Annotated in this window: 18 protein-coding genes and 1 pseudogene; 3 read left to right on the forward strand and 16 right to left on the reverse strand. The window is 46.7% G+C overall.

Features of this window, described 5'->3' with window-relative positions; all coding sequences use genetic code 11:
* Positions 1–3 precede the first annotated feature (3 nt).
* Entirely contained in the window at positions 4–1,689 is a 1,686-nt protein-coding gene (gene rnjA / locus DHL47_RS04535) for a ribonuclease J1 (RefSeq protein ID WP_128834717.1), read from the forward strand.
* A gap of 29 nt (positions 1,690–1,718) precedes the next feature.
* Here the strand turns inward: rnjA and DHL47_RS04540 are convergent, their stop codons facing one another.
* The 15 genes and pseudogenes from DHL47_RS04540 to gap all read right to left on the reverse strand — a co-directional run bounded on the left by DHL47_RS04540 (position 1,719) and on the right by gap (position 16,245).
* Positions 1,719–2,465, reverse strand: a complete 747-nt coding sequence (locus tag DHL47_RS04540) for a DNA alkylation repair protein (RefSeq protein ID WP_209551049.1) — start codon at positions 2,463–2,465, stop codon at positions 1,719–1,721.
* On the reverse strand, positions 2,458–3,042 hold the full coding sequence (locus tag DHL47_RS04545) for a TetR/AcrR family transcriptional regulator (RefSeq protein WP_209551050.1): 585 nt from the start codon (positions 3,040–3,042) through the stop codon (positions 2,458–2,460). The genes DHL47_RS04540 and DHL47_RS04545 overlap by 8 nt, the downstream gene beginning before the upstream one ends.
* The gene (locus DHL47_RS04550; protein ID WP_209551051.1) at positions 3,035–3,454 is read right to left on the reverse strand and encodes a VOC family protein; all 420 of its coding nucleotides are present in this window, start codon (positions 3,452–3,454) and stop codon (positions 3,035–3,037) included. Before DHL47_RS04550 ends, DHL47_RS04545 begins: the two co-directional genes overlap by 8 nt.
* 378 nt (positions 3,455–3,832) lie before the next feature.
* Complete coding sequence (locus tag DHL47_RS04555; protein ID WP_209551052.1) at positions 3,833–4,243, reverse strand: GNAT family N-acetyltransferase; 411 nt, start codon at positions 4,241–4,243, stop codon at positions 3,833–3,835.
* Positions 4,244–4,291: 48 nt separating this feature from the next.
* Positions 4,292–5,638: a glutamine synthetase family protein gene (locus DHL47_RS04560; protein ID WP_128834726.1), complete on the reverse strand. Its 1,347-nt coding sequence runs from the start codon at positions 5,636–5,638 to the stop codon at positions 4,292–4,294.
* A gap of 35 nt (positions 5,639–5,673) precedes the next feature.
* Positions 5,674–6,039 (reverse strand): MerR family transcriptional regulator, encoded by a 366-nt coding sequence (locus DHL47_RS04565; protein WP_128834728.1) that lies wholly within the window; start codon positions 6,037–6,039, stop codon positions 5,674–5,676.
* 79 nt (positions 6,040–6,118) lie between these two features.
* Positions 6,119–6,643, reverse strand: a complete 525-nt coding sequence (locus DHL47_RS04570; RefSeq protein WP_209551053.1) for an FUSC family protein — start codon at positions 6,641–6,643, stop codon at positions 6,119–6,121.
* Positions 6,644–6,800: 157 nt separating this feature from the next.
* Positions 6,801–7,460: a COG3942 and LysM peptidoglycan-binding domain-containing protein gene (locus DHL47_RS04575; protein ID WP_209551054.1), complete on the reverse strand. Its 660-nt coding sequence runs from the start codon at positions 7,458–7,460 to the stop codon at positions 6,801–6,803.
* Positions 7,461–7,722: 262 nt separating this feature from the next.
* Complete coding sequence (locus DHL47_RS13615; protein WP_420853830.1) at positions 7,723–8,157, reverse strand: LPXTG cell wall anchor domain-containing protein; 435 nt, start codon at positions 8,155–8,157, stop codon at positions 7,723–7,725.
* A gap of 9 nt (positions 8,158–8,166) precedes the next feature.
* Positions 8,167–10,767, reverse strand: a pseudogene (locus DHL47_RS04580) (GbpC/Spa domain-containing protein); the annotation flags it as partial.
* A 605-nt stretch (positions 10,768–11,372) separates the two neighbouring features.
* A complete protein-coding gene (locus tag DHL47_RS04585; RefSeq protein WP_209551056.1) occupies positions 11,373–11,906 on the reverse strand; it encodes a 2'-5' RNA ligase family protein in 534 nt (177 codons plus the stop codon).
* A 53-nt stretch (positions 11,907–11,959) separates the two neighbouring features.
* The gene (locus DHL47_RS04590) at positions 11,960–13,159 is read right to left on the reverse strand and encodes a phosphoglycerate kinase (protein ID WP_209551057.1); all 1,200 of its coding nucleotides are present in this window, start codon (positions 13,157–13,159) and stop codon (positions 11,960–11,962) included.
* Positions 13,160–13,302: 143 nt separating this feature from the next.
* Complete coding sequence (locus tag DHL47_RS04595; protein WP_209551058.1) at positions 13,303–14,298, reverse strand: alpha/beta fold hydrolase; 996 nt, start codon at positions 14,296–14,298, stop codon at positions 13,303–13,305.
* A 30-nt stretch (positions 14,299–14,328) separates the two neighbouring features.
* A complete protein-coding gene (locus DHL47_RS04600) occupies positions 14,329–15,087 on the reverse strand; it encodes a MerR family transcriptional regulator (protein WP_209551059.1) in 759 nt (252 codons plus the stop codon).
* A gap of 150 nt (positions 15,088–15,237) precedes the next feature.
* The gene (gap, locus tag DHL47_RS04605; protein WP_061422198.1) at positions 15,238–16,245 is read right to left on the reverse strand and encodes a type I glyceraldehyde-3-phosphate dehydrogenase; all 1,008 of its coding nucleotides are present in this window, start codon (positions 16,243–16,245) and stop codon (positions 15,238–15,240) included.
* Positions 16,246–16,655: 410 nt separating this feature from the next.
* On the opposite strand from gap, the gene DHL47_RS04610 reads away from it, so the two are divergent.
* Together DHL47_RS04610 and DHL47_RS04615 are read left to right on the forward strand one after the other, a co-directional pair.
* A complete protein-coding gene (locus DHL47_RS04610; RefSeq protein ID WP_209551060.1) occupies positions 16,656–17,789 on the forward strand; it encodes an ABC transporter permease in 1,134 nt (377 codons plus the stop codon).
* Complete coding sequence (locus DHL47_RS04615) at positions 17,786–18,412, forward strand: ATP-binding cassette domain-containing protein (protein WP_209551061.1); 627 nt, start codon at positions 17,786–17,788, stop codon at positions 18,410–18,412. Before DHL47_RS04610 ends, DHL47_RS04615 begins: the two co-directional genes overlap by 4 nt.
* Positions 18,413–18,476: 64 nt before the next feature.
* Here the strand turns inward: DHL47_RS04615 and fusA are convergent, their stop codons facing one another.
* Positions 18,477–20,558, reverse strand: a complete 2,082-nt coding sequence (gene fusA, locus DHL47_RS04620; protein ID WP_128834742.1) for an elongation factor G — start codon at positions 20,556–20,558, stop codon at positions 18,477–18,479.
* Positions 20,559–20,576 lie beyond the last annotated feature (18 nt).

Genomic DNA, 20,576 nt, shown 5'->3' on the forward strand with positions numbered 1-20,576 from the left:
CCCATGGCATATACCTTAAAACCCGAAGAAGTTGGCGTTTTTGCGATTGGTGGGTTAGGCGAAATCGGAAAAAACACTTACGGCATTGAGTATCAGGATGAGATTATCATCGTTGATGCCGGAATTAAATTCCCAGAAGACGACCTGCTGGGCATTGACTATGTCATTCCCGACTACTCTTATATCGTAGAAAATATAGACCGCATCAAGGCGGTGCTCATCACCCACGGCCACGAGGACCACATCGGCGGCATTCCTTTCCTGCTCAAGCAGGCCAATGTCCCTATCTATGCCGGCCCGCTGGCACTGGCCCTCATTCGCGGCAAGCTGGAAGAGCACGGTCTCCTGCGCGATGCCAAACTCTATGAAATCAATCAAAATACTGAACTGACCTTTAAAAATCTAAAGGCGACCTTTTTCCGGACCACCCACTCCATTCCGGAACCGCTGGGGATTGTCATCCATACCCCTCAGGGCAAGATTGTCTGTACCGGCGACTTTAAGTTTGACTTTACTCCGGTTGGTGAGCCGGCGGATCTGCACCGCATGGCCGCTCTGGGCGAGGAAGGCGTTCTCTGTCTCCTATCTGACTCGACCAATGCTGAAGTACCGACCTTTACCAATTCCGAAAAAGTGGTCGGCCAGTCCATTATGAAGATTATCGAAGGCATTCACGGACGGATTATCTTTGCCTCCTTTGCCTCCAATATCTTCCGCCTCCAGCAGGCAGCTGAAGCAGCCGTTAAAACCGGCCGCAAAATTGCTGTCTTTGGCCGCTCCATGGAAAAAGCCATGGTCAACGGAATCGAGCTGGGCTACATCAAGGTCCCTAAAGATACCTTTATCGAGCCAAATGAGCTCAAGGATTATCCTGCGGGCGAAGTCTTGATCCTGTGTACCGGAAGCCAGGGCGAGCCGATGGCAGCCCTGTCCCGCATTGCCAATGGGACCCACCGCCAGGTTCAGCTGCAGCCGGGAGATACCGTCATTTTCTCTTCCAGCCCTATTCCTGGCAATACGACCAGCGTCAATAAGCTGATCAATACCATCTCAGAGGCTGGCGTCGATGTCATCCACGGCAAGATTAACAACATCCACACCTCCGGTCACGGCGGCCAGCAGGAGCAAAAACTCATGCTCCGTCTAATCAAACCCAAATACTTCATGCCCGTCCATGGAGAATACCGCATGCAGAAGGTCCATGCCGGCTTGGCTGTTGATACCGGAGTTCCTAAAGACAATATCTTTATCATGAGCAACGGTGATGTACTGGCACTGACTGCCAATTCGGCCCGCATTGCCGGCAGCTTCAACGCCCAGGACATTTATGTCGACGGCAACCGTATCGGCGAAATCGGGGCTGCTGTCCTGCGCGACCGCAAGGACCTGTCAGAGGACGGGGTCGTGCTGGCTGTTGCAACCGTAGACTTCAAGTCCAAGATGATTCTGGCCGGTCCAGACATCCTCAGCCGCGGCTTTATCTACATGCGCGAGTCCGGAGACCTCATTCGCCAGAGCCAGCGCCTGCTTTTCAATGCCATCCGCATTGCCCTCAAGAACAAGGATGCCAGCATCCAGTCCGTCAACGGCGCCATCGTCAACGCCCTGCGGCCTTTCCTCTACGAAAGTACCGAGCGCGAACCGATTATCATTCCGATGATTCTGACACCGGATGCAGAAAATGAATAAAATAAATAAGCTTTGCCCAGCGGCAGAGCTTATTTGTTTTGCTTATTCTTGGTTCGAGAGCCATGTTTGATAATCCAGGCACAGGCTGCACTGACTTCTTCCTTCTGCCAACTGCTGATAATCTCTTCAAATTTATCCTCATCTTCCTTGTATAAATCATTGAGATTATTGGCCACGCTTTTTTGAATGGTCTTATCTGCTTCATCCTTCAAATTCGTCAAAATAGTCTTAAAGGTTTCAAAATATTCTAACACAATCGTTAGTTTTTTTGCCCAAGGCAGCCGGATGCGCATACACTCACTGGCCAAACGCCGAACCCGCTTATTCTCATCCTTGCTCCAGTCCAGCAGCAAAGCCATCGTCTCACTAGGGAAATTGGCCAAAAGCGGCCGCATGGAAAATTCTCCTGTAAAGCGTTTGGTCAATTCTTTGCAGAAGGCTGCACTTGCTTCAAAATCCTGTCCGCCGAATAACTCCACATATTTACCAATCGGCCACAGCCAGTAGCCTTCAGAAAACATGCCTAAACTCCCCTCAAGTTCCGCTCCTAAAATCTCTTCAAAAACTACTAAAGACTCCGGATAAGACAGAGGCAAGGATTTTTTGATACTGGACGCCAGCAGCTCCTGTCGCTGACCAAATTCCAAAGCTTCCAACTGGTCCTTTACCAAATCCAGAAACCTCTGTTGGTCAAAAGCAGCAGTTGCCTTCTGAATTTTTTGAGACAATTCCTCAGCATAAGCCAAATCATAGTAATCCTTTATTTTCTTAGCCATGTTTCCCAAATCCTCTCAGAAGACTCTCCACAGCCAGACGCAGGTTTGCCTCCTGTATATTTTTCTGTGCAGCTAGATATAGGGCAAGGTCGTTTAGAGCACCTGAAATCATATGCGCCATTACATCAAGATCAAGTGAAATTATCTTGTCTTCTTTTTGCAGAAACTCCAACTGTTCCTTGAGATGATACAAAGAATTTTCTGCATCCTGGCCTCGCCATTCTTCCCACTCAACAACATTTGGACCGTCAGTCAGCAGAATTCGCCTGTTTTCTTTCCGATTTGCAAAAAGCACAAATGCTAAACAGCCTTCGGTCAACTGCTGCCAAGTGTCACTAACCTTTAAAGCGCTGGCTTCAACATGCTGTCCAAGTTCAGACTGCACCTCTTCTAAAACAGCTAGAAACAGAGCTTTTTTATTTTTAAAATGATGATACAAGGCCCCTCTCGTCATTCCCAGCTCTTCGACAATTTCCTCTAAAGATGTGTCTGTATAACCCTTGTTTGAAAATTTTTTCCGGGCCAGTTTTAAAATCTTTCTGATAGTTTCTTGTGAAGCTAGCTGCTTTTTATTCATCTTCTCCTCCCAGATAATTCGCCACAAAATCTTCACTCGGCGGAATCACTTGGATAATATCTACTAAAATAGAACCCGGCGCTTCCACAATGAAATGGCGCTGACCAAAATCTTCACTCTTAATGGGAAGAAGGAACTCCATTTCTTCTTGCTGACGCAATTCTTCATAAAGACAATCCACATTGTCAACTTCGATATTGATGATTAGGCCACTCGCCTTAGACTGGTAGGCTTGTGGCACTGTCCCATGCTTACTATCAATAAAAGCAAGCTCAAAATCACTCTCGATATTCTTTAAACTAATATACCAATCCGAACGGAAAGTTTCCCGAAATTGAAAATTTTCTATAAAAAAGTTGGCTGTAGCCTCAAGATTTTCACACATCAAAACTGGATATAAACTCGTTATCATTTTTTCTCCTTTTCTATATTTAATTATAACATACATTCTGTATGTATGCAATGATAGTTTATAACAGGGGACTCGAAATCCCCTGTTATTCGCTAGACTTGTTCGGAAATTAATGATTATTCTCTCTTTGCTTTCATTGAGGAGCAAAGAAAGACTTGGTCGTCTAAAGTTTGTCAATTTTATGTTCCGTTGAAAGTGATGATACGGAGTCAGTCGCCGCTGTAGTCAGAGCTTCAAAGCTCTACTGGAGCTTTGAAGCGAGGCAAACGAAAAGACCTTAGGTTTTTCGTTTAACAATGAAGCGATCAAGTCGCTTGCTTGTGTGCCGACCACCTAAGGCGAGCTGACTCAAGGTGAAGTTTCCGAACAGACAGGCTACTATAAACCGCTCAATCTCTTAACAAAATGATACTTGACCACACCCTTTTGCGGTACGTCCTCCAGCTGGCCATAGATTTCATAGCCTTGCTTGATGTAAAAATCCTTGGCCTGATAAGATTTAGTGGACAAGGTAATGCTAGTTACTCCAGCTTCTGCAGCCTTTTCTTCTAATTCTGCCAGCAGACTGGCTCCCAAACCTTTTTTCTGATGTTCTTTATCCACCACCAAGGCCTTGACATGGATATTGTCCAGCACCTGCTGGGCATGGAGCAGGGCCGCCAAGTCTCCGTCTATTTCCCGCTTCAGATAAAGATCCTGAGGCTCAAGTCGGTCCAAATCCTCCACTCCGAACTGCTCCCGATATTGGTCTTGGAAAACCTGCTGGATAAATTCTTGATAGTCTGTCATCGGCATCCTCCTCCTAAAAAAGCAGGGCCTCAGCCCCGCTCTATACAATTAATAAAGATCTAAATAATTATCCACTTCCCATTGAGAAACAAAGGTCGCATAGCTGGCCCACTCGATTCGCTTAGCTTCGACAAAGCTGGTGTAGATGTGGCTGCCGAGCGCTGCCTTGACGACCTCATCCTCTGTCAGGGCCTTGATGGCATTGTGCAGGGTGGACGGCAGGTCTGTAATGCCCGCTTCCTTACGCTCTTCTGCCGTCATGACATAGATATTTTCTTCCACCGGTTCCGGTGCTTCAATTTTATTTTCAATGCCATGCAGTCCGACTTCCAGCAGGACTGCCATCGCCATGTAAGGATTAGCCATCGGATCCACTGAGCGCAGCTCCAGGCGGGTCCCCATGCCGCGCGATGCCGGCACGCGGACCAGCGGTGAACGGTTGCGGCCGGCCCAGGCAATGTAGACAGGCGCTTCATAGCCAGGAACCAAGCGTTTGTATGAGTTGACCGTCGGATTCATGATAGCCGTATAGTTGTAAGCATGCTTGATCAAGCCGCCTAGGAAATAGTAGGCTGTTTGCGACAGCTGCATGCCCCTTGGATCTTCTGGATCAAAGAAGGCATTGCTGCCGTCTTGGTCAAAGAGGGACATGTTGCAGTGCATGCCAGATCCCGCAATACCAAACTTGGGCTTGGCCATAAAGGTGGCATACAGACCGTGCTTACGGGCAATGGTTTTGACCACCAGTTTGAAAATCTGAATCTTATCACAGGCCCGCAGAACTTCGTCATATTTAAAGTCAATCTCATGCTGGCCGACCGCTACCTCATGGTGGCTGGCCTCTACTTCAAAGCCCATTTTAGTCAGGACATTGACAATTTCCCGGCGGGTATTATCAGCCAGGTCTGTCGGTGCCAAGTCAAAGTAGCCGCCCTTGTCATTGACTTCCAGCGTCGGATCTCCATTTTCATCCAGCTTAAAGAGGAAAAATTCAGGTTCAGGACCGAGGTTGAAAGACTTGAAACCAAGCTCTTCCATATGCTTGAGGACCCGCTTGAGGTTGCTGCGCGGATCGCCCTGAAAAGGCTCGCCTTCCGTCGTATAGACATCACAGATCAGGCCTGCTACGCTGCCGTTCTCATCGCCCCAGGGAAAGACCGTCCAGGTATTCAGGTCAGGATAAAGATACATATCTGACTCATTGATACGGACAAAGCCTTCGATAGAAGAGCCGTCAAACATGGCTTTGTTGGACAGGACCTTATCAAGCTGTTCTTCCGTTGCAGGAATTTCCACATTTTTCATCGTTCCCTGAATATCGGAAAACATGAGGCGGATAAAGGTAACATTTTTCTCTTTAATTTCGCGACGGATATCAGCTGCTGTAATTGACATGAGAGTTCTCCTTGTAATTTCAAAAACAAAATGGCTTATGGTCGACGCATGTGACCAAAGGTGGGCAGAGAAGAAGCAAAACGACCTTGCTGAAGAATGTCATTGTGCAGGGCACGGCGGACATCTTTTTCGCTGATTGTTTTATGGGTTTTCGCCTGGCGCTCAGCATATTTCCTCTTGATCGCAGCGATATTATAGCCCTCAGAAATATAATCCTTAATCTCCAGAAGCCGATCCATATCATTTAAGGAGTACATCCGGCGATTGCCCTCATTACGAAGGGGGGTAATCAGATTTTGATCCTCATAGTAACGGATTTGACGCGCAGTCAGATCCGTCAGCTTCATTACACTGCCAATAGGGAAGACTGCCATATTTCGGCGAAACTCTTTTTCCTTCATTCTAATTCCTCTCTATGCACTATTATAGCTGAAATAAATTTTATGTCAAGAAATAATGTCACATTTTCTTACACGGATTTTATTTTTTTCCTTTCAAAAGAGTTCGCAGCCTGTCAATATCGGAGTTGACAAGAATAGCTACAAAAACTCCCATAAATGTCTCAAAAATCCGAGCAAAAACATATAAAATAGAATCTTCCGGCCGAATGGATAAGGTAATAATGAGCATGGCCGACACACCGCCGATGACACCTGCCTTATTGTTCATAGCGACATTGGTCATAATGGTCAGCATGGTACAGACAGGCACTATGAGGAGGGTCACCCAATACTGCTCCCTAAAGAAGCTATTGACCAGAAAAAAGACCAAAGCATAAAAGCCGCCGATGCTGTTGCCCAAGATGCGCGATGTACCGAAATGGACGCTCTGGTCAAAATCCTCACGCAGACTGAAAACAGCTGTCAAAGCGCCAATCTGCAGCCCTTTCCAGCCAAAAAGCCCAAAGAGCAGCAGAATGATGAAAACAGCCAGTCCAGTTTTAAAGGTACGCATACCCAGCCGAAATTTTGACTTATCAAACTTGTATTTATTAAAATAACCCATTCGTCTCCTTCTTTCAAACGACGCCTATGTCCATTCTAACATATTTTCCGGCAAAAGAAGCCTGCGGCCTGTCAGTTTCTGCAATTTGCAGGCCAGCCTTTCCCCTTTTTTGGGAATAATAAAAGACTTAGAGAATGCTCTAAATCTTTTGCCGTCTTTAGTTTGGATAAATGTAAGTGACATTGCCCAAAAATTCATCGGGATTAAAGTAGCCGCGGTAGTTATTGATTTGCTTTTGGCGGTTGTAGTTGGCTTCCAGCACTTGAATCGTGCCGTCACTCTGAACATCCGTCACATAGGCAACGTGACCATAGTCGCCGCCGTCCCAGACAGCGATAGAACCAACTGTCGGAACAGAGCCCGTTGCATAACCCTGACTGCTGGCATTAACTGCCCAAGTATTGGCATTGCCCCACCAGTTGCTGGCCCAAGGGGCCATTTCTTTCACGCCCCAAGTACACTGACCGATCGGATAAGAATTGCCAAAATCCGTCGGAGTATTTAAGACAACGTCTTCGGTATCAGAAACCGCATCTGCATTGCTGACAGCATTATAGACTGTGCTGTTGTATGGATCATAGGTCTGAGCAGCACCGTCCACCTCCAAAATGTCCCCTGGATTGATGGTGTCAAAAATAGATTTTCCGTTTTTCGCAGCCAGCTCATAGGGATCCATTCCGCGGGCACTGGCAATTCCAAAAAAAGAGTCCCCCTGCTGCACAACATAGGCATCCGCACTGACAGCCTGAGTGCCGATTGCTGCAAAAAAGGCCGCCGAAGCCAAACCAAGAGTCGTTTTAGCAAATGCTTTTTTCATAACTATGTTCTCCGTATCATTTAGTATATGTTAGTTACAAAAATCATACCTTATTTTCATGTCAGCTTTCTTATAATTATATTTAAAAAATGTTACAAATGCTTTTGACTTTTAAAACAGAACAAAAGACAGCCGAACTTTTCCTGCTGTCTTCTTTTTTATGAATACCGGATGCACTAAACTCTGCCAGCCTTTTTTCCCTCGGCTAGAAACGTTCGCTCAGTCCCCTCTGAAGCCCAGCTGGGACAGATTCATTTTATCTTCAGTCTTCTTTAGGCTTCAAGCCTGCCAGACCAAGAGCGCCAATCAGAGCAGCCATCCCCAGATAAGGCATGTAGACAGATTCGCTGCTTCCTGTCTTAGGAAGCGTGGCTGCAGGCGCCTGTTTGCCGGCCGGCAAGGTCTTCTCAGCAATAGTATCTGGATCATGCTGGAAGGCTTTATTGACCTGCAGCTGCACCCGCAGGCGATTGTAATGGTAATGAACGGTTGGTACTGCCGGAGCGGCTGGTTCTTGCTCATACGCAGGCTCAATCGGCGAAGTCGGCAGAGAAGCATAGATCGGCTCTGACGGCTGCTGAGGCTCTGGCAAGTCCGGCGTCCGGGTCGGTGCTGTCGGATCCGGTTCATAGACCGGCTCTGACGGAGGGGTTGGCTCCTTTTCATAAACGGGCTCTGCCAACGCCGGCCGAAGCATTTTTTCTACTTCATAGATTGGCTCTGACGGTTTTTGGGGCTCAGGAGAGTCCGGTGTCCGACTTGGAGCTGGCGGCTCTGTCTCATAGGTTGGGGCCGCTGGCGGAGTCGGCAACGTCTTCGGGGTCGGTGCTGTTGGCGCCGCTTCCAATGACTGGATTGCCTCTTCCTTGGGAGCTGCTGGAGCCGTTGGTGCGACTGGCGCTTCCGGCTCTTCCATCGTGATGAGGGGCAGATTATTGGCCCGGACATTCCCGTTAATAGCAAACCAGATATTCGGCTTTTTAGGAGCTAACTTATCGGTCCGGCGCGGATCGGCAGCCGCAGGCTGGCCTAATACTTCTGAAGAGGAAATGGTCCCAATCGTCATGCTGTTAGAGGAACCAGAGATTTCGACAGCACCGGCTCCATACCAGGAGTTTGGGGCATCTGCTGTATCCCAGCCAGAGTCTGCCTGGCTATTCTTGTACATGGTAAAGCGAGAACCGCCTACTCCTTTTTTAAAGTTCTCAGACTCAGTCGCATAGATCTGGCCATCTTTTTCACCAATTGATGAACCCGAAATTTTATTGAAGGTTCCGGTGTAGTCCTTGGCCATCTCGATGGAGTTGGCTTCCCGATTAAGAGAGGCCACAGACATCAGGGCCTTGTCAAAGTTGATAGCCTGCCCCTTTTCATCATAAAAGACAAAGTCCGTCTTGACAAAGAGAGAGGTGACATCTTCCGTATTGCCAGTATAGGCCGAAGCAAAGACTCCCATGGTCGGATCCTTAAAAATCCCCAGCCAGGCCTTGTCATTCTTGAATTGAGAGCTTGGATCCAGTGTATAGGTGTAGACGATTTTAGAAACTTTCCGCCCGCGATAATAGGTCCCTTCAAGATTGGTATAGGTCGCTGTGACAGACTGCCCACGGCTCAGCAAGACAGAAGACCATTCGGTCGGCCCCTTGCCGCTGGTGACATTGGAATTATAGTCCGCATACTGACCAACCGTCCCAAAGCTTTCCTGCTGACTGGTCTGGTAAGCCGTTTTTTGAATATCTGTCACTTTGAAGTTATCCAGCTGAAAGAGTTTTTTGGAAAATTCTGCTGTATTCTTCACGGCTGCTTCCATGCCTGCATAGCTGACGAATTCGGCCGTCGTCGTCAGCGACAGATGAGCATTGGGCTCTGACTTGAACACCAGACTTTGAGCCATTGGACGGCTCAGGTTGCCGTCTTCATTTTTCTTGGTTTCTGCAATAGCCAGATCAGCAGCAATCTGAGCCTGCTCCGCGTCATATTTAGCCTTGTCCTGCTGGTATTTAGCCAGCTTGGCATTGTAGGCTGCCAGATCAGCATTGTACTGGGTCAGCTGGGCCTGATAGGCTGCCTGGGCTGCCTGATTCTGCCTTTGGATTTCTTGGTTAGCAGCTGTGATTTGGGCGTTCTTGGCCTGATTTTCTGCTAGTTTTTGGTCATATGCTGCCTTTTTAGCCTGATTTTCTGCCTGGATGCGGGCCAGCTTGGTCTGATAGGCAGCCTGCTCTGCGGCATATTGCTCCTCTTTTGCCTTGTTAGCAGCCTGAACGCGGGCCAAGTCGGCTTCATAATTCGCTACCGCTGTACGATAGGCTGCTTCATTAGCTGCATTGGCCTGCTGAACTGCAGTTAAGTCAGTCTCATACTGGCTGAGCGCTGCTTCATAGGCCGCCTTAGCCTGCTCATTTTGAGCTCTGATGGCAGCATTATCCGCTTCAATTTGGGCATTTTTGGCCTGATTTTCTGCCAGAGCAGTCTCATAGGCCGCCTTGGCTGCAGCATTGGCCTTGCGAATCCTTTCCAGATCTGTCTGGTAGGCCGCAAGGGCCGTCTCATAAGCCGTCCGAGCGTCAGCGTTTGCTTTCTGTACCCGAGCCAGCTCAGCCTGATAAGCTGTCAGATCTGCTTGATAAGCCGTCTCCTTGGCAGCATTTGCCTCCTGAACTTGCGCTAGGTCTTTTGCATACTGCTGCAAGGCAGCCTGGTAATCAGCCTTGAGTTTTTCATTTTCCGCAGCAATACGGGCAGTTTCAGCCTCATAAGCCCTTTTAGCAGCTTGATAGCTTTCTTCTGTCGCTTTGTTTTCTGCGGTGATACGGGCAAGCTCCGCCTCATAGTTTGCGATTTTCTGTCGGTAATCCGCTGTCTCAGCCTTGATTTTTTCTGTTTGGGCCTGATAGTCAGCCGTAATTTCCGCCCGCTTTTCCTCCACTTCAGAGGAGTTGGCGGCCGTCCCCTTGTCAGCAGCCTCGTCCTCCACAAGTGTCACACCGGCCTCTTGGGCTTCCTTGACTGCCTTCTCCAGAGCAGGGTCCGGCACTGTCACCTTGATCCCGCCAGAAGTCTGACCGGCCTGATCTTGACTGGTCTGGGCCGCCTGACTGGCAGCCCCCGCTTCCTCAGCTAGATTGGTCGCAGCATTGCCTCCAGCATTAAGCTCTGTATCCCCTGAGCCCGCCGAAGCAGACCGCTCGTCTGCCGCAGCCAGCTGGCCAGTCCCAGCCATTAGCAGAACCGCTCCTAAGACTGCTCCGCACAGACTCTTGACAGCCCGGTTCTTCCGAAAACTAAATACTTCCTTCTTTTCCATAATCCTCTCCTTCTCCAATGAGCAACAAGACTGCAGCAAGGCAGCCTTGCATCTTTTGTCACTACTAATCAATTTATACTAACAATTTTTTAGGAATTTTCCAAGTGAAATTCGGGATTTTTCCCATTATTTCTGGCTTAAACCGACATAAGTTTATACTATGTAAACTTATGTCTAAAAATCAGATGCTGAAATAGGAGCTAAAACGAAAAGCCGAACTCTATCATTTTCTAATGACGGCACTAAAAAGGCGGAGGGACAGAAATCGGTAGACGTAGTCTCGATTTCGTCGTCCCAGCCCCGCAAGGCCGATTAGGAGCTCTTCCGAGCTTGAAAAGCGAACGAAGAGTTCAATCGGCTACTGCGTCATGATTTTAATACGAACTATAATAAGAGGCTAAGGACTATTGTCCCGGCCTCTTTTCGTCGAAAGGCGCAGTGATGATTGGCAGTTCATTTCGTTTATACTCCTGACCTGCCTAGTCTATCTTGCGGGAGTGCATCAACGAAATCAAAGATTTCAACTTATCGCCTATTTTCTGTTAGTGCCATCGCAAATCCTGGAAGGGCGTTTTTCTCAATGGGGATTCAAAAACAAGAATCTTTTAGAGTAAAGAGGCTTCGTATAATTCCTCTACCTGTCCATCATTTCCCACTTCAATGAGTTTTAGACCAGTTATTGTACCGGTTATTGGTGGGCAATGTTCCAAACAAAAAAGATAAACTTGAGACAATTTTTTATACTCAATTCGATTAGCTAAGGTCACATGCGGAACCCAGTTATTGGGGAGATAAGGAGAGAACTCTGATACATAAACTTCTATCTCTCCGTGTAACTCTGCATGAAAAGCAGTCATCTTTGGCGTTTTAACCGGATTGAGTGTAACAATCGAGCTTCCTAAAAAGGAAGATATCGAACTAAAGTTCAAGTCTAATACTGAATATTGTTTTGCTAATTTGTTTAAGATAAGCTGGATAGCCGGCAATTCCATTCTTTCAAGAGAAGCCAAGGTAAGGTGTGGTTCTCTATTATCCACTTCATAAGCATAGTTTGAGAGATTATTGATACTTAGCTTGTGCCAGATTAAACGAACTTGTTCTTGTGAAAACTTATCCAAAGTTGCTATAATGGCATACATTTGTATTCTCCTATAAAAGAAAAAGCGGGTTAACCGCCTTTCCCATATTCAAATTACTTCTCAGTAAGTGCTGCAAGTCCTGGAAGAACTTTACCTTCAAGAAGTTCCATTGAAGCACCACCACCAGTGGAGATCCATGAGAACTTGTCTGCACGTCCAAGGTTGATGGCTGCAGCTGCTGAGTCACCGCCGCCAATGATAGATTTCACGCCTGGCTGTTTGACGATAGCGTCCATGACACCAATAGTACCAGCTTGGAAGTCAGGATTTTCAAAGACACCCATCGGTCCGTTCCAGACAACTGTCTTGGCACCAGTCAACGCTTGGTCAAATTTCGCGATTGATTTTGGACCGATATCCAAACCAAGGAAGCCTGGGTCTACTGCTTCGCCTTCAGTATCTTTGACTTCAGTGTAGTCCGCAAAAGCATTAGCTTCTTTTGAGTCAACCGGAAGGATCAGTTTGCCGTTGGCTTTTTCAAGCAGAGCTTTGGCTACATCCAGCTTGTCTTCTTCGACCAGTGAGTTACCGATTTCGATACCTTGAGCTTTGTAGAAGGTGTAAGTCATCCCGCCGCCGATCAGGACTTTATCCGCTTTTTCAAGCAGGTTTTCGATTACACCGATCTTGTCAGATACTTTTGAACCACCAAGGATGGCTACAAATGGACGTTCTGGAGCTTCAACCGCTTCTTGGATATAAGCAATTTCGTTTTCCAGCAGGAAACCAGCAACCGCTTTTTCAACATTAGCAGAAATACCAACGTTTGAAGCGTGCGCACGGTGAGCTGTACCGAAGGCATCGTTTACAAAGATACCGTCGCCCAGAGATGCCCAGTATTTGCCAAGCTCAGGCTCATTTTTAGATTCTTTCTTGCCGTCCACATCTTCGAAGCGCGTATTTTCCACCAAGAGGACTTGGCCGTCTTCCAGGGCATTGATGGCTGCTTCCAATTCTGCCCCGCGGGTTACTCCTGGGATGAAAGCAACATCTTGACCCAATTTCGCTGCCAAATCAGCGGCTACCGGTGCCAGAGATTTGCCTTCTTTGTCTGCTTCTTCTTTGACACGGCCCAAGTGAGAGAAGAGCACTGCACGTCCACCCTGCTCAAGGATATATTTGATGGTTGGAAGAGCCGCTGTGATACGGTTATCATTGGTAATCACACCGTCTTTTACAGGTACGTTGAAGTCAACACGAACGAGGACCTTCTTGCCTTTCAAATCAACGTCTTTAACAGTAAGTTTTGCCATGAATATAGACTCCTTAATATTTTTTTGACATGCTAATTATATCACAATTTGCGTGAAAGGGATAGCAAAATCACTATATCCATTTTATTTCCTGTTTGCAGGCTCTGCTTTTGCCCTCTTTTTACAAATAAACATGGAAGTTTTCAGTTGCTTTCGGCCTGCTTCCAAAATACCTGTAATTCATGAGCAAGTTCCTGAGGAACTTCCATAGGCAGTGAATGGCTGGTATTGGGCCAGGTTTTCATGGTGAGTCTTGGAATTTTTCTTGCCTGTTTCATGGTTGAATCCCCAGTCATTTTAGATTTTTCTGCCAAAGCCAGATAAACAGGAAACTTCCAGTCTTTCAAACTTGCTTCATCAATCGGACTGGGAGTCGGCAGCTCAGTTGAATAGAAACTTGACGCTGCCTTGATCATCTTGGCCATATCATCATCTGAACGGACCTCGCTGGCGTCCTCACCAGATATCTGCGCCAAGGCCTGACTCCTCCAAGATTCTGGAAACAGCTCAATCGAACTGACCGTCCCCCAGAAAAAAACGGAAACATCAGGATAATTCAAGGCAAAGGCAGGCTCTAATAAAGCTAGCGAGGCTACTCTTGCAGGATAATCATTAGCAAAATAAGCTGCTGACGAAGCACCAAAAGAATGGCCAACCAGATGCACCCTCTCAATCCCCAGCCGATCCAACATTTCATTGACATAATCAGCAACATCTTGCATATTTTTCAAAGGAAGGGCCTGTTTTGACTTCCCCGCATCACCTAAAGGATCAAAAGCATAAACAGGGTGCTGGAGCATCAGATAACTGATATTCCCCTGCCACATCGGCGCTCCGGAACTGTGCCCCGGAAAAAGAAGAACCGGAGTTTTATCAGTAACCGTCTCATTTGACCATCGGTAAACCCTGACCAGCCCCCAAGATGTTTCAACATCCTGAACCTGCGCTTTTACTGGCATTGATTCCATAATTCGCTCATAGCTTTTCAGATAAGCAGCCTGACCAGCTTTAGTCTTAAAATGACCGACTTCCGGGATAGCAAAAAAGAGACTTCTGACAGTATAGAAACAAGCCGAAAGACTGATGAACAAAAACAGTTGCTTCCAAAGCCGGCCTTTCTTTTTTTCAGCTTTTTTCATTTCACAGCCCCCCTTTCTCATTTAGGTAAATTAAACCTGCTTCTGTAAATAAAGCCTCAAAGCTGCCTCCAGAAAAGCTTGGGCTCTGTTCAGTTCTGTCTGATCTTCTGTCAGCTGATTTTCCAGTCCCATTGCCTTTATTTTTTCAACTGCTTCTTCGCCATGCTCTTGAGCAAAAGATGCCGTCAGCTGCCTCCATCTCTCAGCCAGTTCCTGAACTAAGAAATGATCAGCAGTAAGACCGCTCTCCTGAAAAACTGCTGCTTCAATCATGATTTTCTTCCACTTATGATAAAAGGCTTGGGCATCTTCCACATCCTGAAAAGACCGCTGCAAGCTGCTCCTGTCTTGGTCAGAGAAAAAATTATGAGTATCCTTAAAGATAGAATCCTGAGGCAGAAACTGCAGACTCTTCAGAAGAGCAGCAAAAGACGGTTCCACTCCCCATTCAAGCACTTCTGACATGGCTTGGATGGTAGCAAAGGCAGTATTTAGCTGCTCTATTTGACTCAATAAATGAAAGGCTTGTTTTTCCAAAAGCCCCAGCAGATCCTCACTGTTTTGACAAAGCAAAAGTTCCTTTTTAATACTCGTCAGAGAAAAGCCCAATTTTTTATACATCATAATCTGAGCCAGCTGAACCAAGTCACTTTCCTGATAAATACGCCTGCCGCCTTCAGTTCGGCCGGACGATGGCAAAAGACCGATTTGATCATAATATTGAATGCTGCGAATTGTCAGACCAGTTAAAGCAGCCACCTGACCGCTGCTGTATGTTTTATTTTTCATGTTCTTCCTCTCTCCCTCATTATATCTCATGACGCAAGGTTACAAACAAGCAGAAACCATTAGATTTGTTCAGAAAAAACTTATTATTTTAGTCAATTATTCTCTCAGCCACCAAAAAAAGAGGTCCTTATCGGACCTCCCTACTCTCAATTATTTAGCGATTTTCGCGAAGTATTCAAGAGTACGAACAAGCTGTGCAGTGTAAGACATTTCGTTGTCATACCATGAAACAACTTTCACCAATTGTTTGCCGTCAACGTCAAGCACTTTAGTTTGAGTTGCGTCGAACAATGAACCGTAAGACATACCCACGATGTCTGAAGATACGATTGGATCTTCAGTGTAACCGTATGATTCGTTAGCAGCTGCTTTCATCGCTGCATTCACTTCGTCAACAGTTACATTCTTTTCAAGAACAGCAACCAATTCAGTAACGGATCCTGTTGGAGTTGGAACGCGTTGAGCAGAACCATCCAATTTACCGTTCAATTCTGGGATAACCAAACCGATAGCTTTGGCAGCACCAGTTGAGTTAGGAACGATGTTAGCAGCACCAGCACGCGCACGGCGAAGGTCTCCACCACGGTGTGGTCCGTCAAGGATCATTTGGTCACCAGTGTAAGCGTGGATAGTTGTCATCAAGCCTTCTACAACACCGAAGTTATCTTGAAGAGCTTTCGCCATTGGAGCCAAACAGTTTGTCGTACATGAAGCACCTGAGATAACTGTTTCAGTACCGTCAAGAACATCGTGGTTCGTGTTGAATACGATTGTTTTAACGTCGTTTCCGCCAGGAGCAGTGATAACAACCTTCTTAGCACCGCCTTTAAGGTGTTTTTCAGCTGCTTCTTTCTTAGCAAAGAAACCAGTTGCTTCCAAAACGATTTCTACGCCGTCAGTAGCCCAGTCGATTTGTTCTGGGTCACGCTCAGCAGAAACCTTCACGAATTTGCCGTTCACTTCAAATCCGCCTTCTTTTACTTCCACAGTTCCGTCAAAACGACCTTGAGTTGTGTCGTATTTCAACAAGTGTGCAAGCATCACTGGGTCTGTCAGGTCGTTGATGCGGGTCACTTCAACACCTTCTACGTTTTGGATACGACGGAAAGCAAGACGACCGATACGTCCGAAACCGTTAATACCAACTTTAACTACCATTCGTGATTTCCTCCTTATGAAAATCAAAAAAATTTATGTGAAAATAGTAACTTGAGTTGCTACAAATCACCTTTCAACATTTCTATTATATACTTAATTGAGTGAAATTGCAACTGATTTCATTAAGATTAACAGAAGGCATCATTTCTTTCGAAAGTTTTCATTCCTTTTCAGAAAACATAGACCTTTCAGCCATTTTTTAAGATTGTATAAAAATTCAATTATTTTAATTTTTATTTACGAAAACACTTTACTATTTCTAGGGTTTTGCTATAATAAACATAGGTAATCTACAAAGTATTATAACACCCACTATCCAGAAACTTCTGAGAGACTCTCGGAAAATCCCTAGCCTAGTTTCCCAGACCTTATTTTTCTTTCCAGAGTCCCAATATCTGCGAGGTAAAACCATGGCATTTTTTTACTTTGAACTCAAACGATTTCTAAACAGTCCCAAAAATAAAATTTGTTTAGTTCTGCTGGCGGCTATCTTTTTAGGCTTGTTTGCCTTTTACCAAACGACAATAAACAAGCAGAGTTTTGACAGCAATCTGACTTTTATCAGAGAGCAGCTCCAGCAAAGTAAGCAATCGGTGAAAAATTTACAAAATCAGGCCCAGCTTGATCCTGATGATCAAACCATCTCGCAGCAGCTTATTCAAGAACAAGAAAAAGAAAAGCTCCTGTCAGAAGAACTGGCTGCTTTAGAAAAGAAGGATCTGAAGAAAGCTTTCCAGCTAGAATATCAGGATGCACTAGTCCAGCTGGAAGCCATGACAGACAAGAATTCCGATAGCTATCAGAATCTGAAGGCCTGTATCCGCTACCGCGAAGCAGTGAAGGCAGTTGGCGGAATACCTGGATTTAGGGTTAATAGCACAAGCGAAGCAGCCTTTAACATCGGTCACATCATGACAGGCTGGCTGTCCTCTACCACCATCTTTGTCCTCCTCACTGTCCTCATAGCTGACTCCCTCAGCAGCGAGATTGAGAGCTCACAGATTCGTTTTTATCAGCTGCTGGGCGGCCGCAAGCTCAAGCACCTGCTCATCAAATTGCTGGTTCCTGTTCTGGTGACCTTCCTATTCACCCTCCTGCTCTTCGCTGTCCTCTATCTAGCCAAGGGCCTGCTGGACAGCTTCGGCACCTGGAGCTATCCCTATTTGCTGGGCCGGACCATTGTCCCCATCTGGCAGATTGTCCTGCAAACGCTGGCTCTCTTTCTAGTTGCCCTCCTTTTTCTGGCTAGCCTGGGTCAACTCCTGGCTCTCATTTTCAAGAAAAGCCTGGTTGTCATCGGCCTAATTATTGTCTTCCTGACTGGCTTTCTGACCTTGGCTCAGGAGGAATGGTTCCAGCCGCTTAAGCAGTTTTTCCCCTTTGAATATCTGGGCTACGGCCAGCTCCTCAACGACGCGGCTGTCCTTCCCAATAATGCCTTTCTGATAGGGATTTTCTACCTGCTTAGTCTGAGCCTAATCTTTACTCTGGCCTCCTATCAGCTCTATAAAAACTTCTACTATCGCAAGGAGGGGAAAGCATGACCGAATTAAGGATAAACAATCTCACCACTGCTATCTTTGAAAATTTAAACTTTGAACTGACTGGTCCGGGGCTTTATGGCATCATCGGCCCCAACGGCATTGGCAAGAGCACCCTCTTCAGCCTGATCAACGGAGAAGTCAAAGGATTCGGAGGGGAAATCCAAAGCGGAAAAGTCGCCTACATTCCCAGCCTGGATATCTTTGATAAGAACCTGTCGGCCCAGGACTATCTGCAGCTCCTGAGCTCGGAGGAGCTAGCCGCCTTCCAGGAGAATTTAGAAAAAATGGGCGGAGCGGATTATTTAAAGAAAAAAATCGGCAAATATTCTCTGGGGATGAAAGAGCTCTTCGCCCTTCTCTATGTCCTGGCTCTTCCCAGCGACCTTATCATCCTAGATGAACTGCTGGACGGCCTTGACGAGCTGCGACGGTTTGCGGCCTACGAGCTGCTGAAAGCATACAGCGCTGACAAAATCATCCTGCTGACCTCCCACAACCTATCCGAAGTCTTTAAAATCTGCGACACGGTCTACCTTCTTGACAAGGATTCCCTGACAGCAGTTGAAGACTTTGACCCGGCCAACTCTCTGAATCTACTGAAGTTTAAAGCTAGCAATACCTGATTCCTCTTATTTTAACCACAGAAAAAACGCCCGAATTTCGAGCGTTTTTTGCTTGGGCAAATTCTTATGCTTCACCCTTGTTTTTCTTGATAATTTCTTCCTGTACTGACTTCGGTACATCTTCGTAGTGGTCAAAGACCATCATGAAGGTACCGCGTCCTTGTGAAGCAGAACGCAGAACCGTCGCATAACCGAACATTTCAGCAAGCGGTACATAGGCACGAACGATTTGGCTGTTGCCGTGTGCTTCCATACCGTCTACGCGTCCGCGGCGAGCTGTTACGTGGCCCATAACGTCACCCAGATTTTCTTCCGGAACAGTGATAGTTACCAGCATCATTGGCTCAAGGATAGCTGGCTGTGCAGTTTTCGCAGCTTCTTTCAGAGCGAGTGAAGCCGCAACCTTGAAGGCTGTTTCAGATGAGTCGACATCGTGGTAAGAACCGTCATACAGCTTCGCTTTGACGTCAACGATTGGGTAGCCGGCAAGGACACCGTTGGCCATTGACTCAATCAAACCTTTTTCAACGGCAGGGATAAATTCACGCGGAACCACACCACCGACGATGGCATTTTCAAACTCGAAGCCTTTTCCTTCTTCATTTGGAGTGAATTCAATCCAAACATCACCGAACTGACCTTTACCACCAGACTGGCGCTTGAAGAATCCGCGAGCTGATGTTTGAGCACGGAAGGTTTCACGGTAAGATACCTGAGGCGCACCTACGTTTGCTTCCACCTTGAACTCACGGCGCATACGGTCAACTAGGACATCCAAGTGAAGCTCACCCATACCAGAGATAACTGTTTCACCTGTTTCAACGTTGGTTTCAACGCGGAAGGTAGGATCTTCTTCAGCCAGTTTTTGCAGGGCAATCCCCATCTTGTCTTGGTCTGCCTTAGACTTAGGCTCAACCATGAGCTGGATAACGGGTTCTGGAACGTTGATTGACTCAAGGATGATTTTCGCTTTTTCGTCCGTCAGGGAGTCACCGGTTGTCGTATCTTTCAGACCTACGGCAGCAGCAATATCTCCTGAATAGACAGTATCAATTTCATTCCGGCTATTGGCGTGCATTTGCAGAATCCGTCCGATACGCTCACGTTTGCCCTTAGAAGTGTTCAATACATAGGAACCGCTGTTGAGAACCCCTGAGTAAACGCGGAAGAAGGTCAGACGGCCAACGAATGGGTCTGTCATAATCTTGAAGGCAAGCGCTGCAAATGGCTCCTCATCAGACGCAGGGCGAGTTTCTTCTTCATCCGTATCTGGATTCACACCCTTGATAGCTGGGATATCCAGCGGGCTTGGCAGGTAGTCGATAACTGCATCCAGCATGAGCTGAACCCCTTTATTCTTGAAGGCAGAACCGGCCAGAACGGGGAAGAACTCAACATTGATGGTTGCACGGCGGATACCGGCTTTCAGTTCCTCTTCAGTGATTTCTTCACCTTCCAGGTACTTCATCATCAATTCTTCATCCGTTTCAGCAACAGCTTCCACCAATTTTTCACGCCATTCCTGAGCCTGCTCCAAGTAGTCAGCTGGAATGTCTGTTTCCTGAATATCTGTACCAAGGTCATTGGTATAGATTTCAGCTTTCATTTTTACCAGGTCAATGATACCAGTAAAGTCATCTTCGGCACCGATTGGCAGTTGGATTGGATGAGCATTGGCCTGCAGACGGTCATGCAGCGTGCTTACTGAGTAAAGGAAGTCTGCACCGATTTTATCCATCTTGTTGGCAAAGACAATCCGGGGAACACCGTATTCCGTCGCTTGGCGCCAAACGGTTTCAGTCTGAGGTTCAACACCTGACTGAGAGTCCAGAACGGTTACCGCACCGTCAAGGACACGGAGGGAACGCTGTACTTCGATAGTGAAGTCCACGTGTCCTGGGGTGTCGATGATATTGACGCGGTAGTCTTTCCATTGGGCTGTTGTTGCCGCAGATGTGATGGTGATACCACGCTCTTGTTCTTGTTCCATCCAGTCCATCTGTGAAGCACCTTCGTGGGTTTCACCGATTTTATGGATCTTACCGGTATAGTAAAGGATACGTTCAGTGGTTGTTGTTTTACCAGCATCGACGTGAGCCATGATACCGATGTTACGAGTTTTTTCAAGTGAAAATTCGCGAGCCATGAGGTTAATTCTCCTATT

The sequence above is a fragment of the Streptococcus panodentis genome (assembly GCF_017884005.1).
Classification (GTDB): Bacteria; Bacillota; Bacilli; order Lactobacillales; family Streptococcaceae; genus Streptococcus; species Streptococcus panodentis.

Excerpts from the sequence above, each read along its gene's own strand:
- fusA (WP_128834742.1), bottom strand. The coding sequence starts at position 20,558 with ATGGCTCGCGAATTTTCACTTGAAAAAACTCGTAACATCGGTATCATG.
- DHL47_RS04600 (WP_209551059.1), bottom strand. The coding sequence starts at position 15,087 with ATGAAAAATAAAACATACAGCAGCGGTCAGGTGGCTGCTTTAACTGGT.
- rnjA (WP_128834717.1), top strand. The coding sequence starts at position 4 with ATGGCATATACCTTAAAACCCGAAGAAGTTGGCGTTTTTGCGATTGGT.
- DHL47_RS04610 (WP_209551060.1), top strand. The coding sequence starts at position 16,656 with ATGGCATTTTTTTACTTTGAACTCAAACGATTTCTAAACAGTCCCAAA.
- DHL47_RS04595 (WP_209551058.1), bottom strand. The coding sequence starts at position 14,298 with ATGAAAAAAGCTGAAAAAAAGAAAGGCCGGCTTTGGAAGCAACTGTTT.
- DHL47_RS04545 (WP_209551050.1), bottom strand. The coding sequence starts at position 3,042 with ATGAATAAAAAGCAGCTAGCTTCACAAGAAACTATCAGAAAGATTTTA.
- DHL47_RS04565 (WP_128834728.1), bottom strand. The coding sequence starts at position 6,039 with ATGAAGGAAAAAGAGTTTCGCCGAAATATGGCAGTCTTCCCTATTGGC.
- DHL47_RS04615 (WP_209551061.1), top strand. The coding sequence starts at position 17,786 with ATGACCGAATTAAGGATAAACAATCTCACCACTGCTATCTTTGAAAAT.
- DHL47_RS04575 (WP_209551054.1), bottom strand. The coding sequence starts at position 7,460 with ATGAAAAAAGCATTTGCTAAAACGACTCTTGGTTTGGCTTCGGCGGCC.
- DHL47_RS04560 (WP_128834726.1), bottom strand. The coding sequence starts at position 5,638 with ATGTCAATTACAGCAGCTGATATCCGTCGCGAAATTAAAGAGAAAAAT.
- DHL47_RS04540 (WP_209551049.1), bottom strand. The coding sequence starts at position 2,465 with ATGGCTAAGAAAATAAAGGATTACTATGATTTGGCTTATGCTGAGGAA.
- DHL47_RS04550 (WP_209551051.1), bottom strand. The coding sequence starts at position 3,454 with ATGATAACGAGTTTATATCCAGTTTTGATGTGTGAAAATCTTGAGGCT.
- DHL47_RS04555 (WP_209551052.1), bottom strand. The coding sequence starts at position 4,243 with ATGACAGACTATCAAGAATTTATCCAGCAGGTTTTCCAAGACCAATAT.
- DHL47_RS04590 (WP_209551057.1), bottom strand. The coding sequence starts at position 13,159 with ATGGCAAAACTTACTGTTAAAGACGTTGATTTGAAAGGCAAGAAGGTC.
- DHL47_RS04585 (WP_209551056.1), bottom strand. The coding sequence starts at position 11,906 with ATGTATGCCATTATAGCAACTTTGGATAAGTTTTCACAAGAACAAGTT.
- DHL47_RS13615 (WP_420853830.1), bottom strand. The coding sequence starts at position 8,157 with ATGCTTCGGCCGGCGTTGGCAGAGCCCGTTTATGAAAAGGAGCCAACC.
- gap (WP_061422198.1), bottom strand. The coding sequence starts at position 16,245 with ATGGTAGTTAAAGTTGGTATTAACGGTTTCGGACGTATCGGTCGTCTT.
- DHL47_RS04570 (WP_209551053.1), bottom strand. The coding sequence starts at position 6,643 with ATGGGTTATTTTAATAAATACAAGTTTGATAAGTCAAAATTTCGGCTG.